At 42.3% G+C, this 15107-nt stretch carries 15 protein-coding genes; 10 read left to right on the forward strand and 5 right to left on the reverse strand.

The window, feature by feature from the left end:
- From ACPW7N_RS25985 to ACPW7N_RS26025, 9 genes are all read left to right on the forward strand, one after another.
- Positions 1 to 1049 (forward strand): NosD domain-containing protein (locus tag ACPW7N_RS25985; protein WP_425654751.1); only part of this gene is annotated, 1049 nt, incomplete at its 5' end.
- Positions 1046 to 1843 (forward strand): ABC transporter permease subunit, encoded by a 798-nt coding sequence (locus ACPW7N_RS25990; protein WP_425654754.1) that lies wholly within the window; start codon positions 1046 to 1048, stop codon positions 1841 to 1843. The genes ACPW7N_RS25985 and ACPW7N_RS25990, both read left to right, overlap by 4 nt.
- On the forward strand, positions 1843 to 2511 hold the full coding sequence (locus tag ACPW7N_RS25995; protein WP_425654755.1) for an ABC transporter ATP-binding protein: 669 nt from the start codon (positions 1843 to 1845) through the stop codon (positions 2509 to 2511). Before ACPW7N_RS25990 ends, ACPW7N_RS25995 begins: the two co-directional genes overlap by 1 nt.
- The gene (locus ACPW7N_RS26000; protein ID WP_425654757.1) at positions 2511 to 2879 is read left to right on the forward strand and encodes a FixH family protein; all 369 of its coding nucleotides are present in this window, start codon (positions 2511 to 2513) and stop codon (positions 2877 to 2879) included. The genes ACPW7N_RS25995 and ACPW7N_RS26000 overlap by 1 nt, the downstream gene beginning before the upstream one ends.
- Before the next feature lie 5 nt (positions 2880 to 2884).
- Positions 2885 to 3553, forward strand: coding sequence for a SurA N-terminal domain-containing protein (locus tag ACPW7N_RS26005; RefSeq protein WP_425654759.1), 669 nt, complete (start codon positions 2885 to 2887; stop codon positions 3551 to 3553).
- A 297-nt stretch (positions 3554 to 3850) separates the two neighbouring features.
- Positions 3851 to 4645 carry an ABC-2 transporter permease gene (locus ACPW7N_RS26010; RefSeq protein ID WP_425654760.1) on the forward strand — a complete coding sequence of 265 codons (795 nt, stop codon included), beginning with the start codon at positions 3851 to 3853 and terminating at the stop codon, positions 4643 to 4645.
- Positions 4645 to 5316: an ABC transporter ATP-binding protein gene (locus ACPW7N_RS26015; RefSeq protein WP_425654761.1), complete on the forward strand. Its 672-nt coding sequence runs from the start codon at positions 4645 to 4647 to the stop codon at positions 5314 to 5316. Before ACPW7N_RS26010 ends, ACPW7N_RS26015 begins: the two co-directional genes overlap by 1 nt.
- Positions 5313 to 6257, forward strand: coding sequence for a FixH family protein (locus tag ACPW7N_RS26020; RefSeq protein WP_425654762.1), 945 nt, complete (start codon positions 5313 to 5315; stop codon positions 6255 to 6257). Before ACPW7N_RS26015 ends, ACPW7N_RS26020 begins: the two co-directional genes overlap by 4 nt.
- 188 nt (positions 6258 to 6445) lie before the next feature.
- Positions 6446 to 8803, forward strand: a complete 2358-nt coding sequence (locus ACPW7N_RS26025) for a nitric-oxide reductase large subunit (RefSeq protein ID WP_425654763.1) — start codon at positions 6446 to 6448, stop codon at positions 8801 to 8803.
- A gap of 56 nt (positions 8804 to 8859) precedes the next feature.
- On the opposite strand, the gene ACPW7N_RS26030 is transcribed toward ACPW7N_RS26025, so the two are convergent.
- The gene (locus ACPW7N_RS26030; RefSeq protein WP_425654764.1) at positions 8860 to 9066 is read right to left on the reverse strand and encodes a hypothetical protein; all 207 of its coding nucleotides are present in this window, start codon (positions 9064 to 9066) and stop codon (positions 8860 to 8862) included.
- A gap of 168 nt (positions 9067 to 9234) precedes the next feature.
- On the opposite strand from ACPW7N_RS26030, the gene ACPW7N_RS26035 reads away from it, so the two are divergent.
- Positions 9235 to 9561 (forward strand): cupin domain-containing protein, encoded by a 327-nt coding sequence (locus ACPW7N_RS26035; RefSeq protein WP_425654766.1) that lies wholly within the window; start codon positions 9235 to 9237, stop codon positions 9559 to 9561.
- A gap of 64 nt (positions 9562 to 9625) precedes the next feature.
- On the opposite strand, the gene ACPW7N_RS26040 is transcribed toward ACPW7N_RS26035, so the two are convergent.
- The 4 genes from ACPW7N_RS26040 to ACPW7N_RS26055 are packed head-to-tail and all read right to left on the reverse strand — an operon-like array spanning position 9626 to position 14978.
- Positions 9626 to 11191, reverse strand: a complete 1566-nt coding sequence (locus ACPW7N_RS26040; RefSeq protein WP_425654768.1) for a glycosyltransferase family 2 protein — start codon at positions 11189 to 11191, stop codon at positions 9626 to 9628.
- 7 nt (positions 11192 to 11198) lie between these two features.
- Positions 11199 to 12173 (reverse strand): NAD-dependent epimerase/dehydratase family protein, encoded by a 975-nt coding sequence (locus tag ACPW7N_RS26045; RefSeq protein ID WP_425654772.1) that lies wholly within the window; start codon positions 12171 to 12173, stop codon positions 11199 to 11201.
- Positions 12174 to 12181: 8 nt separating this feature from the next.
- Complete coding sequence (locus ACPW7N_RS26050) at positions 12182 to 13453, reverse strand: nucleotide sugar dehydrogenase (protein WP_425654769.1); 1272 nt, start codon at positions 13451 to 13453, stop codon at positions 12182 to 12184.
- Between the two features lies 1 nt (position 13454).
- The gene (locus ACPW7N_RS26055) at positions 13455 to 14978 is read right to left on the reverse strand and encodes a glycosyltransferase family 2 protein (RefSeq protein ID WP_425654770.1); all 1524 of its coding nucleotides are present in this window, start codon (positions 14976 to 14978) and stop codon (positions 13455 to 13457) included.
- Between the last annotated feature and the right edge of the window lie 129 nt (positions 14979 to 15107).

The raw sequence follows: 15107 nt of genomic DNA on the forward strand, positions 1-15107 counted from the left end.
GAAGCAAAAGCATGAATTCACGTGAAGAATATGCGGCAGTGAAGGTGAATTCATCCAATAACATCATTGAGAACATTGAAATTTCGGATTCCTATCACGGAATGTTCTTGAAAAATGCTCATAACAACCTGATTCGCAATGTAAAAGTAAAAGGCGAGGTAGGTAGAGAAGGTGGACTGGATATCGCCCATCAAGGAAATGGGATACAGATAGTCCATTCAAATGAGAATAAAGTAGAAAATTGTTATGTTGACGGTGGGCGTGACGGAATTTATGTATTCTATTCAGATAAGAACGAACTGACAGGGAATCATGTCCAGAATACGAGGTACGGTGTCCACTACATGTATGCTCATTACAACAACTTTCGTAACAACCACTTTACCAAAAATGAGGGTGGAGCTGCCATTATGATTGCACGGGGAACCAAATTGGAAGGAAATGAGTTTTCCTTTCATAATAGTTCCCAAGCATTTGGTGTGCTGCTACAATCCGCTCAAGATACGGAAATAACTGATAACAAGTTTTATCGAAATTTACGTGGCATTTACATCGATGACGCCAACAACGGCTTCATCAAAGGCAATCAACTCTCGAATAATCAGATTGGGGTGGAAATCTGGTCAAGTGCGAACAAACAGATTTTTACCGAAAACCAATTCTTTCATAATACAGTGCCTGTTATTCGCTTGGGTGAAGGAAAAAGCAATCAGTGGAGTAAAGATGACAAGGGGAATTTCTGGGGATCTGAGTTCCCGCTGATCGATCTGGATCAGAATGGAATCGGCGATGATCCAGTTAAGTATTCTTCGTCATTGTATAAGCTTGTCAGCGAGAATGAGTTGATTTACCTGTTTATCAACAGTCCAGCTCTTGGCGTCTACGAGAAAATGAACGAGCTATTGCAAAATCAGGAAGTCATGTTTGAGGATTCGTATCCGTTGATTCGAGATAATAAAGGTTCATTCACAGGGAATAGCTGGATCGTATTGCTCCTGCTTTTGCTGCTGGCATCAAGTTATTACAGATGGGGGAGAAATAAAGCATGATCTATATATGGAAAGAGTGGAAGGAGCAATCAAGAGGAAAAGGCATTTGGCTTTCGCTTAGTGTCGTCATCTTGCTCTCTCTGTTTTTACTGATGCAATCCCGTTCCTTCCCCTCAGAATTGGGATATCAGGTATTTCTTTTTTCCGTTTATCAAATGTGCGTCTATTTGCTGCCTTTGCTCAGCCTGTTTCTTGCCTCTTTTGCAATTATGCAGGAAAAGGAACAGAAAACGCTACTGATCCTGTTAACCAAAAAAGAATCGTATCGCCAGTTCTTTCTGAAAAAAAGTATCGCTGTACAGTGTGTTTCCCTGGCGATCTTTATCGGATGGTTCTTCTTGTTTTCCTTACCGTCTCGATTGTATTTGCCATTTGATTTGCAATCTCTCATGGGTTTTCTTTTAGCAATATCCATACTGTTGCTTATCTTTAACCAAATCGGAATGTTGCTTGGCAGCATTTGCAGTACGAGAATGCAGTTAGTGGGTGCCAACATTTTCACTTGGTTTCTGCTGGTATTCCTGATTGATCTCATTTTTCTTTACGCACTACCGTCTGTGAACAAAGACAACATATTCATGTTCTCCATCCTGTATTTTCTCGATCCATTGCACACGCTGTCATTTTATCTGGAAACAACGTTAGGATTGTTTTCTCTCAATCATCTCTCCCGGTTGATGGAAAAAATGGTTTGGACGTCACCGATTAATTTCTTGTTGGTTGACTGTGTACTCTTGATGGTGGTAGCATTCGAACTGGCGATCCGCTTCCGTAGCAAGGGGGATAAAGTGTAATGATTGAAATCAAAGGGTTATCTCAATCCTATCAAAATAAAAAAGTGTTGGAGAATGTCAGTCTTGTCATTTCTGAGAATGAAACATGTGCTCTTGTTGGGCGTAATGGTGCAGGGAAGACTACTCTGATTCACTCGTTGTTGGGACTTTTACCTGTGAAACAAGGGGAGATTACACTCTGCGGCTACTCGAACAAAACGGAGAAATGGAAAAAGCATGTCGCTTACCTGCCAGAGAAATTTCAACTATATCCGCAGCTAACAGGTGATGAGAACTTTCGTTTTTTTGCAAGTATCGATAATCCCGAAGTAAATGAACAAAGGATGGAAGAGTGTCTGAAGATGGTGAACCTATGGGAGCATCGTCTTGAGCTGATTCGTGGATACTCCAAAGGAATGCTGCAGCGCCTTGGTTTAGGAATTATGCTGTATTTTGACTCGCAAATCATGATTTTGGATGAACCGACAAGTGGACTTGACCCGATGGGAAGAACAGAAATCCTATCAATTTTGAAATCTTTACAGAACAAAACCATTCTATTTTCATCTCATCACATGGATGAAATCAGGCAGGTTTGCACACATGTAGCTTTTTTGGAGAATGGAGAAATAAAAAAATACAAGACCCAAGAGTTTTTGGAGCTGTTGTCTTTAGGAGGCTATGAGTAATGAAGAAGTTGCTCTTTTTCATGCTGATGATACTGTCTATCGTATTCGCAGGATGTTCTTCCAAGCCTGCATACCAGGCAACGATTCAAGTGCCCGAGAAATTTAGTGCAGGGCAGGAGATACCGATCAGCCTGCAAGTGAAACAGGATAATCAACCAGCAACAGGGCTTACGGTTTCAGCAGTTTTGGAAATGAAAAAGATGAATCATGGAACGGTTGATGTTACCTTTGTCGAAAAAGGAAACGGCGAATATGTAGCAGACGTGCAGCTTCCTATGGGGGGCGAATGGATCGCTGTTACTCAATTGAAGAAAGAGAATAACACCGTAGAACAAGAAATTGGTTTTACGATAAAAGGGGAAGAATAACGACCATGAAAAAGATACTGTGTACGCTGATTGCGAGTCTTTCTTTGCTCGTTTTCTCAACTGGATGTACAGAACAACCAGCCAAAAGTGGAGAACAAACGACGGCTCCGCAAGCACAATCAGAAGTCGTTGCTACGATAAATGGCGAGCCGATTACATCAGAAGATATTGATTTTTATCAAGTGATTAACCGAATTCAAATCGACCTGATGAGAGAAAAGGATCTGGCGAAATCGTCCGATGCAGAAAAAGAGGCTGTGAAGAAGTTTTGGGAAGAACAGGAGCAGGAAGCAATGCATCCGAATTCTCTTTTGACACAGATTATCCGTTTGCGTGCGATGGCTCTGCTTGGTAAGGAAAAAGGACACCAGGCGACAGAGCAAGAAGTGAATCAGGAAATTGAGAAGGTGAAAAAAGAGTATACCGCCAATCAGCTTGTTCAATCACGTATCAAGGAATACGGGGAAGAAAAGTTTTGGAACAAGCAGAAATCTCAATATCAACTGATTGTAGTGGTGAACAAGGTACAGCAAGATATGATCGCCAAAGCCAAGGAAGGCAACCCAAAAGCAGAAATGAAAGAAATAAACATGCTAGCTCAGAAAAAATACGAAGAATTGTTAGTTTCTCAAATGAGTAGTTTAGAGATCAAGATCGTGAATCAAGGGAAATAGAAAAATAGATTTCAGGCTCAAAAAAGCTCAGGAAAATAAGGAAAGCTACCATCCTTATTATTCCTGAGCTTTTTCTTAGTTGTAAAGAATTTATAAGTTTGGGGCCTCGCCCGACGCTGCATAGGAAGTGCGAGTGTCGACGGTACAACACTGATGTTGTGTTACGTCGACCAGCGATAGCTTGTGTCGGGTGGGTTTAACAAGTTTGCTTGGTATGATGATGCAAGCAAGTGACGATAATCATAGTAATACGCTCGCTTCTACAAACATTTACAAGTATTCCAGGAGGAAGAACGTATGACCTACATCGAGAAAGAGTGGAGAGAGCAATCAAGAGGAAAAGGCATCTGGTTGTCGCTTGGCATGGTTGCGCTCGTTTCACTATTTATCCTGCTTCAATCGCGTTCCCTTCCGCCAGAGGAAGGTTTCGAGGTGTTCTTGCTTTCCTTGTACGAGATGAATGTCTATTTAATTCCGTTGTTAAGCATGTTTTTGGCCTCAATTGCTATTATGCAGGAGCGAGAGCAGAAGACATTAACCATTTTATTAACCAAGAAAGAGTCGTACCTTAGTTTTTACCTCAAAAAAAGCCTCGCTGTGCAATGCATTACATTGGCTGTATTCCTCGGTTGGTTTTTTATTTTCGCACTGCCGATGAAGCTGTTGCTCTCTTTTCATGTCCAAAGCTTTCTCGTTTTTCTGGCCGCAGTAGGAAGCTTGCTGTTCATCTTTAATCAGATTGGATTGTTCCTGGGCAGTATCTGCAACACACGGATGCAGTTAGTGGGAGCAAATATCTTTGTCTGGTTTTTCTTTGTGTTTTTCATAGATCTGGCGTTTCTTTATTTCTTGCCTGCTGTCACAAACGAGAACATTATGCTGTTCTCCTGGGCATATTTCTTGCACCCGCTACACACGATTCATTTCTATTTGGAAACGTCAGTTGGTCTTTTCTCCACCGAGCATATGTCCCGAATAATGGAAAAACTCGTGTGGATGTCTCCGGCTAAATTTTTGCTGGTTGACCTCGTAGTTTTGCCAAGCATCTTTGTTTGTCTCGGGATTTGGCTACGAGTAAGGAGTGAAAGATAATGATTGAAATAAAAGGGTTGACTCAATCGTATCGCAACAAGCAAGTTTTAAAGGATGTTTATCTATCCATTGGCAATAATGAAGTTTGTGCGCTTGTGGGCCGCAATGGAGCAGGGAAGACGACATTGATTCACTCGCTGTTGGGACTCTTGCCAGTAAAACAAGGTGAGATTACATTAAGCGGTTTTTCAAACAAGCAGGAGGGGTGGAAAAAGCATGTTGCCTACTTGCCTGAGAAATTCCAGTTGTATCCCCAGCTTACGGGTGAAGAAAACTTCCGGTTCTTTGCAAGTGTCGACAATCCCAAAGTAAATGAACAGAGGATGGAAGAATGCCTCAAGATGGTGAATTTGTGGGAGCATCGCCTTGAGCTGATTCGTGGCTACTCCAAGGGAATGCTGCAACGATTGGGGTTAGGAATCATGCTTTATTTTGACTCGCCTATCATGATTCTAGATGAGCCGACTAGTGGACTTGATCCGATGGGAAGGACAGAAATTCTTGCCATCTTGAAATCGTTGAGGAATAAGACTATTTTGTTTTCTTCCCATCATATGGATGAGATCAGACAGGTGTGTACACATGTAGCATTTCTGGAAAACGGTGAAATGAAAAAATATGACACACCAGAATTCATAGAGTTATTGTCTTTAGGAGGAAAAACACAATGAAGATGAGACTATTTTGTCTATTGATGATTTTTGCCTTTGTATTCGCAGGATGTGGTTCCAAGCCATCGTATCAGTCAACGATTCAGGTTCCTGAGAAGTTTACGGCAGGACAGGAGATTCCGATGACACTCATCGTCAAACAGGACAATCAACCTGCCACTGGTTTGGTAGTAACTGCGACACTCGAAATGAAAAAGATGGATCACGGAACGGTTGAAGTTGCCTTTACTGAACAAGGAAACGGTGAATATGTAGCTAATGTGGTGCTGCCTATGGGTGGCGAGTGGATTGCGGTTACCCAGTTGAAAAAAGGCAATGAAAGCGTAGAGCAAGAGATTAGATTTTCGATAGAAGGGGCACAACCCCAGTCATCTGCTGCACATACGGATGTTGTCGCTACAGTAAATGGAGAGACGATCACGGTAGAGGATATCTATTTCTATCAAGTGATTAATCGTATTCAAATTGCCTTGATGCTGGAAAAAGACCTTGCTAAATATTCGGGCGTAGAAAAAGAGAGTGTAAAGAAATTGTGGGAAACCAGAGAGCAGGAGGCATTGCATCCCAATTCGTTGTTGACACAGGTAATCCGCTTGCGTGCAATGGCAATGCTGGGTAAAGAAAAAGGACACCAGGCGTCCGAACTAGAAGTGGCCAAGGAAATAGAGAAAGTAAAAGCAGAGTATACTGCCAACCCGAAAGTACAGGCACTGATCAAGGAATACGGGGATAAACAGTTCTGGTCAAAACAGAAATCCCAATATCAACGGATTGTCGTCGTAAATAAAGTTCAGCAAGATATCATTGCTAAAGTAAAAGAAGCCAATCCAAAAGCCGGGATGAAAGAAGTTAACATGCTGGCGCAAAAGAAGTACGAAGAACTGCTGGTTTCACAAGTAGGTAGTTTACAAATAAATATTGTCAAAAAAACAACATCATAAAATGTGATCTAGTTCATAGAAACTCAGGATATGTTAGTGGTGGGAAAACCCTTATATATTCAGAGTTTTTAATTTTGTAACAAATACACTATTTGAACGGTAGAAATTTTATATTTATGTGAAATGAATCACAAAAACGCCTCTCCAAACCAATTATGATTTAAGCATCAACGAAAGGAGAGGTTACCATGAAGGTAGAAACAGGCTCCCAAACGCGAACTGGGACGCAGAATTCGTTTCTCAAAGGGACTTTAATTTTTACTATTATCATTAGTTTCACCGTTTTGATTTTAGGGGGATTTTGGATTTTTAAAGATATGGCTCCACGCCCTCTACAGGTAGTAGATTCCAAAGGAACTGTCATTTCCACACAAGAACAAATCGTTGGTGGGCAGGCAGTATTCCAAAAATATGGCTTAATGGATTATGGTACTGTTCTCGGACACGGTTCCTACTTAGGTCCTGACTATACTGCAGAAGCATTGAAGATTTACACGGAAGGAATGCAGAACTTCTACGCTAATGCAGAGCATCAAAAAGCATTCGCTGAGTTAGATGATCAGCAAAAACTTTTGATCAAAGATAAAGTAATTGCAGAAATGCGTGAAAATCGTTACGACGAATCAAAACAGGTACTTACATTAACAGATGCTCAAGTTTTTGGTCATGAACAAGTTCGTGCTTATTACAAAAAAGTATTTACAGAAGGTGACTATGTAGGGATTAAACCAGGACTCATCAAAGAAGATGATATGCCTGCAGATAATCGTGCATGGGTAGGCGCAGGAGATCAAATCACTCAGATTTCTGACTTCTTCTTCTGGACTGCATGGTTGTCTAGTACCAAACGTTTCGGTGATACCATCACGTACACAAATAACTGGCCTTATTATGAAGATGCTGGTAACACCATGTCTTACTCCGCTGTACTTTGGAGTGGTGTGAGTGTAACATTACTAATCTTTTTCATCGGTCTAATCCTTTATTTTTACAATCGCTACAAGCTTTTCATGCAAGAGGCTTACGAAGAGGGGAATTTCCCGAAATTCGATGTGAATAAACTGCCTTTGACTTCTAGTCAGGTAAAAACAGGTAAATACTTCACGGTTGTAATTCTTTTATTCTTCATCCAATCCATGTTTGGTGGTTTGTTAGCTCACTACTACCTGGAGCCAAACTCCTTCTTCGGAATGAAATGGATTGCTGAACTCTTCCCATTCAGCTTATCAAAAACGTACCACTTGCAATTAGCGATCTTCTGGATTGCAACTGCATGGTTGGGTATGGGTATCTACGTTGCTCCACTTGTAGGTGGTAAAGAGCCAAAACGTCAAGGTTTGTTGGTAGATATCCTGTTCTGTGCTTTGGTAGTTCTTGTTGGCGGCAGTATGGTAGGTGAATGGCTTGGTGTCAACGGTAAATTGGGTAATGCCTGGTTCCTCTTTGGTCACCAAGGATGGGAATATGTTGAGTTAGGTCGTATCTGGCAAGTAGTTCTTGTTGTTGGTATGTTGATCTGGTTGTACATCGTATTCCGTGCAATTAAGAGTGCATTGAAGAAAGAAACTGACAAGGGTGGTCTTACACACTTATTGTTCTACGCATCCATTGCAGTACCACTCTTCTATCTTTTCGCATTCATGTTCAACCCAGGTACCAACTTCACGATGGCTGATTACTGGCGTTGGTGGATCATCCACTTGTGGGTTGAAGGTATCTTCGAAGTATTCGCCGTTGTTGTTATTGGTTTCTTGATGGTTCGTATGGGTCTTGTTACAAAGAGCTCTACTGTTCGTGCCTTGTTGTTCCAATTCACACTTCTTCTCGGTGGTGGTGTAATCGGTATCGGTCACCATTACTACTATAACGGTTCTTCTGAAATCTGGATTGCACTTGGTGCGGTATTCTCTGCACTTGAAGTAATTCCGTTAACACTGTTAATCCTAGAAGCATATGAGCAATACAAGATGATGAAAGACGGGGGCAAAAACTTCCCTTACACAGCTTCCTTCCGTTTCTTGATTTCTACAGCAGTTTGGAATCTGATAGGTGCAGGTGTTCTTGGTTTCTTGATCAACTTGCCGGCAGTAAGCTATTTCGAACACGGTCAATTCTTGACACCAGCACACGGTCACGCAGCGATGATGGGTGTATACGGTATGTTTGCGATTGCAGTACTCTTGTACTCCTTGCGTAACATCGTGAAACCAGAAGCATGGAACGACAAATTGCTTCGTATCTCTTGCTGGGGATTGAATATTGGTCTTGCAGGTATGGTAATCATTACCCTGTTACCAGTAGGATTCTTACAAATGGAAACAGCATTCGAACAAGGATATTGGGCATCACGTTCATTTGATTTCTACCTCGATCCACTTGTGCAAAAACTTCTGTGGGTGCGTGCATTGCCAGATACCATCTTCCTTGTAGTCGGTATCTTGCCACTCGTATACTTCTGCTTGAAAGCGCAATTCAACCTGCGCAAGCCGAATGTAGCTGAGGATCAAAATATCGAAGAAGGCAACAATAAAACACTTTCTATGTAAGAGTAGCAAAGGTTACCCTTGGTTCAGTGAACCAAGGGTTTTTTGCTTATCAAGTACTATTTTGATTTAGCTTGAAATTGTGTTTGTACCTCGCTAATCATCGTTTGAACCTGGGTGATCTCTTGAGAAGCTTGTTTCAAAGCTTCTTGGGCAAGCACTTGATTTGCCGAGGATTGCTCAATTGCTTGGGTAATCATGCTCTTTGCTAGAGCGGATGCAGCTTCTGCTTGCTTCAGTTTGTTCACATCAACTTGTTGTGCCATCGTAATCCTCCCATAGACGTATTTAACGACAAAGATATTTTGGCTTTTTCCATCGAAAATAAATATGACAAAAAATTCTTCTACAACGGCAGAGTGATATGCCTCACGGAAAAAAGCATGAATCTGTGATGAACTAGATGTACTTCACAGAAATGGGGGAATTGTATTATGTACGAAACGAAAACTCATGATGGGATATGGAAAACAATGCCGATTGATGGTATTTTTGCCCAAGAGTTAATTGAACGAGCGAATGGAACGTTTAAAATGGTCAAGCTTCAACCGGGAGCTGTTTATCCACTTCATGTTCATCCAGATAAAACAGAGTTTGTCTACGTCCTGGAGGGAATCTTGGAAGCTGCGATCGATGAGAATATATATGTGGGAGAAGCAGGAACGTTTTACCAGTTTCCAGTAGGAAAGAAACATGGTCTTAAAAATCCGGGAACAAAGGAAACGCTTCTCCTTGTGGGTGCAATCAAAGACGAAGCATAAAGGCGAAAAATAAAGAAGCGGACGGTGCAAAGTTCGCCGTCCGTTGCCCTTTTTACCTATATTTCTATTGTTGGAGCCGACTTAAGTTGCGCATCCCGTCGTACAGGCCGCCTCTTATCCCTCGTTGGGAAATCAGATAGGTGATTCCTTCCACATGATCACCTATAATTCGTTCAACTGCTGGGGCATACCCTTGCAGTGCAAAATGTTGTTGAGGACGGATTCGATTCAGCAAGTCAACATCAACGGTGTATACATTTCGAACAGAAAGCCCTGCAAGAACTCCCTTCACTTGTGCCATTGTGGGAGAGAGCAGAGGGACCCAACCAATCTGTTGTAATGCTTTTTTACTCAGTGAGTGAGGGACAGCAACCATTGATCCAATTCCTAAATCGATACGATCCAATGCCAGATTTACTGCATATTTGCATGCAGTTACCATGTGTAAAGGAAAACTTAGATTCAGATAATAATCGAGGTCATTTAACGCAATATCGGTCCCATCAACAATTGCCTGGCAAAACGGAAAAAGGTCTTTCGGCGGGATCGCAAAATCTGCGTCCAGGAAGAGAAGAATATCACCTGTTGCGATCTTTGCGCCAATAGATCTGCCAACGTCATTACCCAATGCTTCCGGGAAGACAAGCGTTTTGGCACCGAGTGCTGTGGCGATTTGTGCTGTTGAATCACTTGAACCGTTCACTACTACGATAATTTCAAAGGGTTCAATTTTTCTTACTTGTGTAATGACATCACCAATCGTCTTTTCTTCATTTTGAGCAGGAATTATTACCGATAATTGTTTCTCCTTGTACAACTGTGTTGTAACGCCCCACCCATGTGAAGTAATAGGGAGTGGGTATTGTCCTGACTGTATCTGTGAAATGATGTCTCTTCGCCGTCCCCCGTCGCTAAAGCCACCTCGAGAGCTATCAAAAACTTCCGCCAATGCCGCAACGTGGTCGCCAATCATCCTTTTTTCCGCTCTGGGCAATCCGGGAACTGTGTGCCCATGCTCCAGCGGTCGAAACCGGTTTGGGGTAATAACATCAATGCTAGTATCATGGGCAATTGATAAGTTTTGTTTGATCATTCTTGCCTGAGCCAATATAGGATTTGCTAAAGCAACTACTCCGATTTTTTGTAAGGCTTCTCTGGTCATTGCATGCGGGACGGAGAGAATTGAGTCGATTTTCAAATCTTTTCTATCCAGCAATTCATTAAACACCTGTCTCCATACTGTAATTGTATGTGGACGGTGTTTCTTATAAAAAAACGCGTTAAAGTCATTCAATACGACATCTCTGTCTCCGAATAGAATGGGCCGCAGGAAATTTTGCAGAACCAAAGGAGCAATCGCAAAATCGGCGTCCAGAAACAATAATACATCGCCTGTAGCCTGTTTGGCACCAACAGCTCTTCCGACATCATTTCCAAGAGGAGACGGTTCACTGATGAGCATGCACCCATGGCTTTTTGCAATCTCTTCGGTACGATCACTACACCCATTGGCAACTACGATAATTTCCTTTGGATGTAATGCTTTGCATGATTCAAGAACACCATGGAGTGTCGCTTCCTCATTGCAAGCCGGGATAATTATCGATAGTGTTTTATTGGAGGAAAGCACGAATGTATCACTCCGCTCTTGACAATATATCGTTTTGGAACCACTCGATTGTAAGACGAATTCCCTCCATTAATGATACCTTGGGGTCATATCCAAGCAATTTTTTTGCCTTTACAAGATCGGGCACACGGTTCGGAATTTCTTCAAACCCGATTGGATACACATCCTCAAAAGGCACATTTTTGATAGGGGAGGTTGTAGCTGTATTCTCTTTTATGATGGAGGCTAACTTAGCAATACTGATTTCATGTGTGGAGCCGATATTAATGATTTCCTGATTCGCTTTAGCACTCATTGCTGCAATGGTCGCTTCTACGGCGTCGCTAATATAGGTAAATGAACGGGTTTGTGTTCCGTCACCATAAACTTGAATCGGTGCTCCTTCGAGAGCAGCCTGAATAAAGCGGGGAATCACTCCACCATAAGGCCCTACCTTTGCGCGTGGTCCATAAACGTTGAAGTAACGAAGAATGGTCACTGGCAATCCACGCAAACCATGACCCAGGCAAAGCGTTTCCTCAAATGTTTTTTCAACCGCATAACTCCAGCGCATTTTCGAAGTTGGCCCATAGAGCCGATCGCTTTCTTCTGAAAAGGGAGGAGTTCCTTTTCCATATACCTCTGAAGTCGAGGCAAAAATAACTTTTGTTTGCTGGGGCATGGCATGTTTCAGGATGTTTAGCGTTCCAAACAGATTATTTTCCATCATCTCCAGTGGCTGGGTGACTGTTGTTTTTACACCAAGTATGGCAGCCAGGTGAAACACTACGTCATGAGATGGGACCAGACGACCAATCAGTTGTTCGTCAAGAATGCTGCCTTCCAAATACGTGATACCATCTCTCTTTTGATCCCAATACGATCTCTGTCCACGGCTGTAATTATCCAGAACCGTTACTGTATGGCCCAATTGTTGGAGTCGTTCAGCCAGGTGAGAGCCGATAAAACCAGAGCCTCCCGTAACCAGACACCGTTGTTTCATCTCAATCGTCAAATCGTATCACTCTCCTGCCAGTCAGCATAAACGCCCCTTGTATCAATCAGGTGTTTTGCATTGTCTAAAACGATCTTCCAATCCACTCGAGTATGGTCTGTTAAGATAACAACAATATCTACCTGCTGAAGAAGCTCCCGAGTGAGCGACTGTGAAACACGTTTTTGGTTGGTAATCGTCCATTCAGGGATCAGTGGATCATGAAAGAGGACGTTGTATCCTTCTTGCAGCAATAATTCAAAAACCTCGATAGCAGGCGACTCACGCACATCATTTACATCTCTTTTGTAGGTAAGACCGATAAGGAGAATCGTTGAATTGTGTTTCTCATTCTTTTTTGGAAGCATTTCTTCTATTTGTTTGACAATCTCTTTCGGCATTCTTGCATTGATGCTAAGTGCTTCTTCAATGAGAGCACTGGAGAGATTAAAATCTTTTGCTTTCCATTGAAAGTAAAGTGGATCAACTGGTATACAATGCCCCCCAATCCCTGGACCAGGATAAAATGGGGTAAAACCGAAAGGCTTGGTAGAGGCCGCAGCCAATGCTTCACGAAAATTAACATTCATTGCTGAACAAATGGTATTAATTTCATTAACGAGCGATATGTTAACCAGACGTTGGATATTTTCGAAGATTTTGCACATTTCTGCTACCTTGGGAGAACTGACAGGAACGATTGTCTCAAATACTTTGCTGTAAAGTCCAATCACTTTTTCCAAGCAAGCAGGCGTTTGTCCACTCACGACTTTGGGGATTTGGCTCAAGTGAAATGCTGTATTTCCCGGATCAATTCTCTCTGGAGAGTAGCCTAAATGATAGTCAATCCCAACCTGTAATCCTGAAGAGGAAAGGATGGGAAGGATGACTTCCTCTAACGTGCCAGGATAGGTTGAGCTTTCATAAATAACTGTTTGACCACTCCGAAGATATTTGCTGATAAACTGTGTTGCACTGATCAAAGCACTTAAATCAGGTTTCTTTTCATCTTTTGTTACAGGGGTAGGCACAGTCACAATGACGGTATCTACTTCTGCAACCTGTTCGGTTGGTACCACAGCGATCATCATTTTCTTTTCCAATTGAGATGCAAGTTCATTTGAAGAAACATCCGGAATATAGCTTATTCCCTTTTTAATGGAGTCAATTTTTGAAACGTCTTTATCGATCCCGAGTACTCGATAGCCAATACTGCTTATGTGCACTGCCAATGGTAGACCAACGTAACCAAGTCCAATAATTGCGATGTCTTGATGTGGAGAATCCAACCTATTTTTCCCCCCTCAATGTCGTTAAGATAGAACGGTATCGTTCACCATCACTGAAGCCACCACGACTATTGGTTACTTGAAAAAGATAATGGAGAGCTTCTATATGGTCTCCGGTAATACGGTCAAAAGCTGAAGTATAACTATTGTTCATTGTATGATCGTCTCGCATGCGATTCGGTTTTATCACGTCAACATAGTGTACGGCGTTCACGTTAAATCCAGCTAACAGTGCGTGAACCTGTGCCAGTGGAGGGACCATTAATTTGTCAAAGCCTATTGAGTCAATCACTCTTCGGTGCATGGCATGTGGGACTGCGGTCATTGAATTGTTGAGAAGATCGGGCCTCTTCACAGATAGGTTTAGGAAGTATTTAACTGCACTAATAATATCCAGAGGATGAAATTTATCCAGGAGCGACTGCAAATCATTCAAAGCAACATCTACTCCATTTTCGATCGCCTGGATAAATGGCACCAGGTCAGCAGGAGGAATAGCAAAATCGCCATCGACGAACAGAACTACTTCACCAGTGCTGATAGCTGCACCAATAGCACGACCGACATTATGACCAAGCGGGGTGGGAAAAGTTATAACGATAGCTCCTGCGGTTCTGGCAATTTCAATAGTCTCTGAATCTGAGCCATTAGCCACGACGATGATTTCATCAACACCCGCAAGCTGAACCGATTGAATGACTGCCTGAATCCCTTCTTTTTCTTTCGTGACAGGGATAACTGCACTTCTTTTCGCTTTAGTCAGGTTGTATTGGGGTACATAATTTTGCACCAGTTGTCGATTTTTATATCCATCATGGAAACCGCAACGTGGTCCCTTTTGCACAATTAAATGATGAATCGAAGCAAGGTGGTCTCCGATAATTCGATCGGTAGTAATCGGATAGGGGGAATGAACGTGATTGGTAAAATGAATGGGGCGAAGACGATTTCGAGTGATAACATCAATAGAGGCTGGAGTAACCATGGAGACTTGCAGTTCTGTAAGTAATGTCTGGGCTACTATAGGGTCAGCAAGGTTCCAGAAACCGATAGAATCGACTGCATATTTGCTAATTGCATGAGGCACGGCTAAAAGAGAATTAACGGATTGTATTCTTCTTGTGATCCAGTTAAAAGCGACCTTCGCAACGGTTGTGATATGTGGGCGAATAGGGAGAGCTCCAGACCAGTCCAAGTTATTAAAAGCAACCTGTGCCCCACGGTTCATCGCTTCAACAAAGGGCATGAGTTCTTCACCTTTTATAACAATATCGGCATCCAAAAAAAGGTAAAAATCCCCAGTTGAATAATAGGCACCAACAGCTCTGCCAACATCATTGCCTAGAGGCTCGGGAAACTGAATAACTTTACAATCCAGTGTTGATATGAGATCAAATGTACGATCAGTGGACCCGTTAATTACAACGATGATCTCATAGGGTTTTAACTTTTGGGCTTCATGAATGACTGCCTGGATTGTCCCTTCCTCATTCTGAGCAGGGATGATAACAGATAGCTTCTTCATTCGAAGGAAAGTACTCTTACGAAGGTAATGGAACGAGTCGAAATGACTACATCTTCTGTTGGGCCATAGTAGGGTTGCGTCCTTCTAACCGTAACACTTCCATTGCCGGCTGCCATAAGTATCCCCGGG

Origin of the sequence: Brevibacillus nigriterrae (assembly GCF_049846925.1) — a bacterium.
Classification (GTDB): Bacteria; Bacillota; Bacilli; order Brevibacillales; family Brevibacillaceae; genus Brevibacillus_H.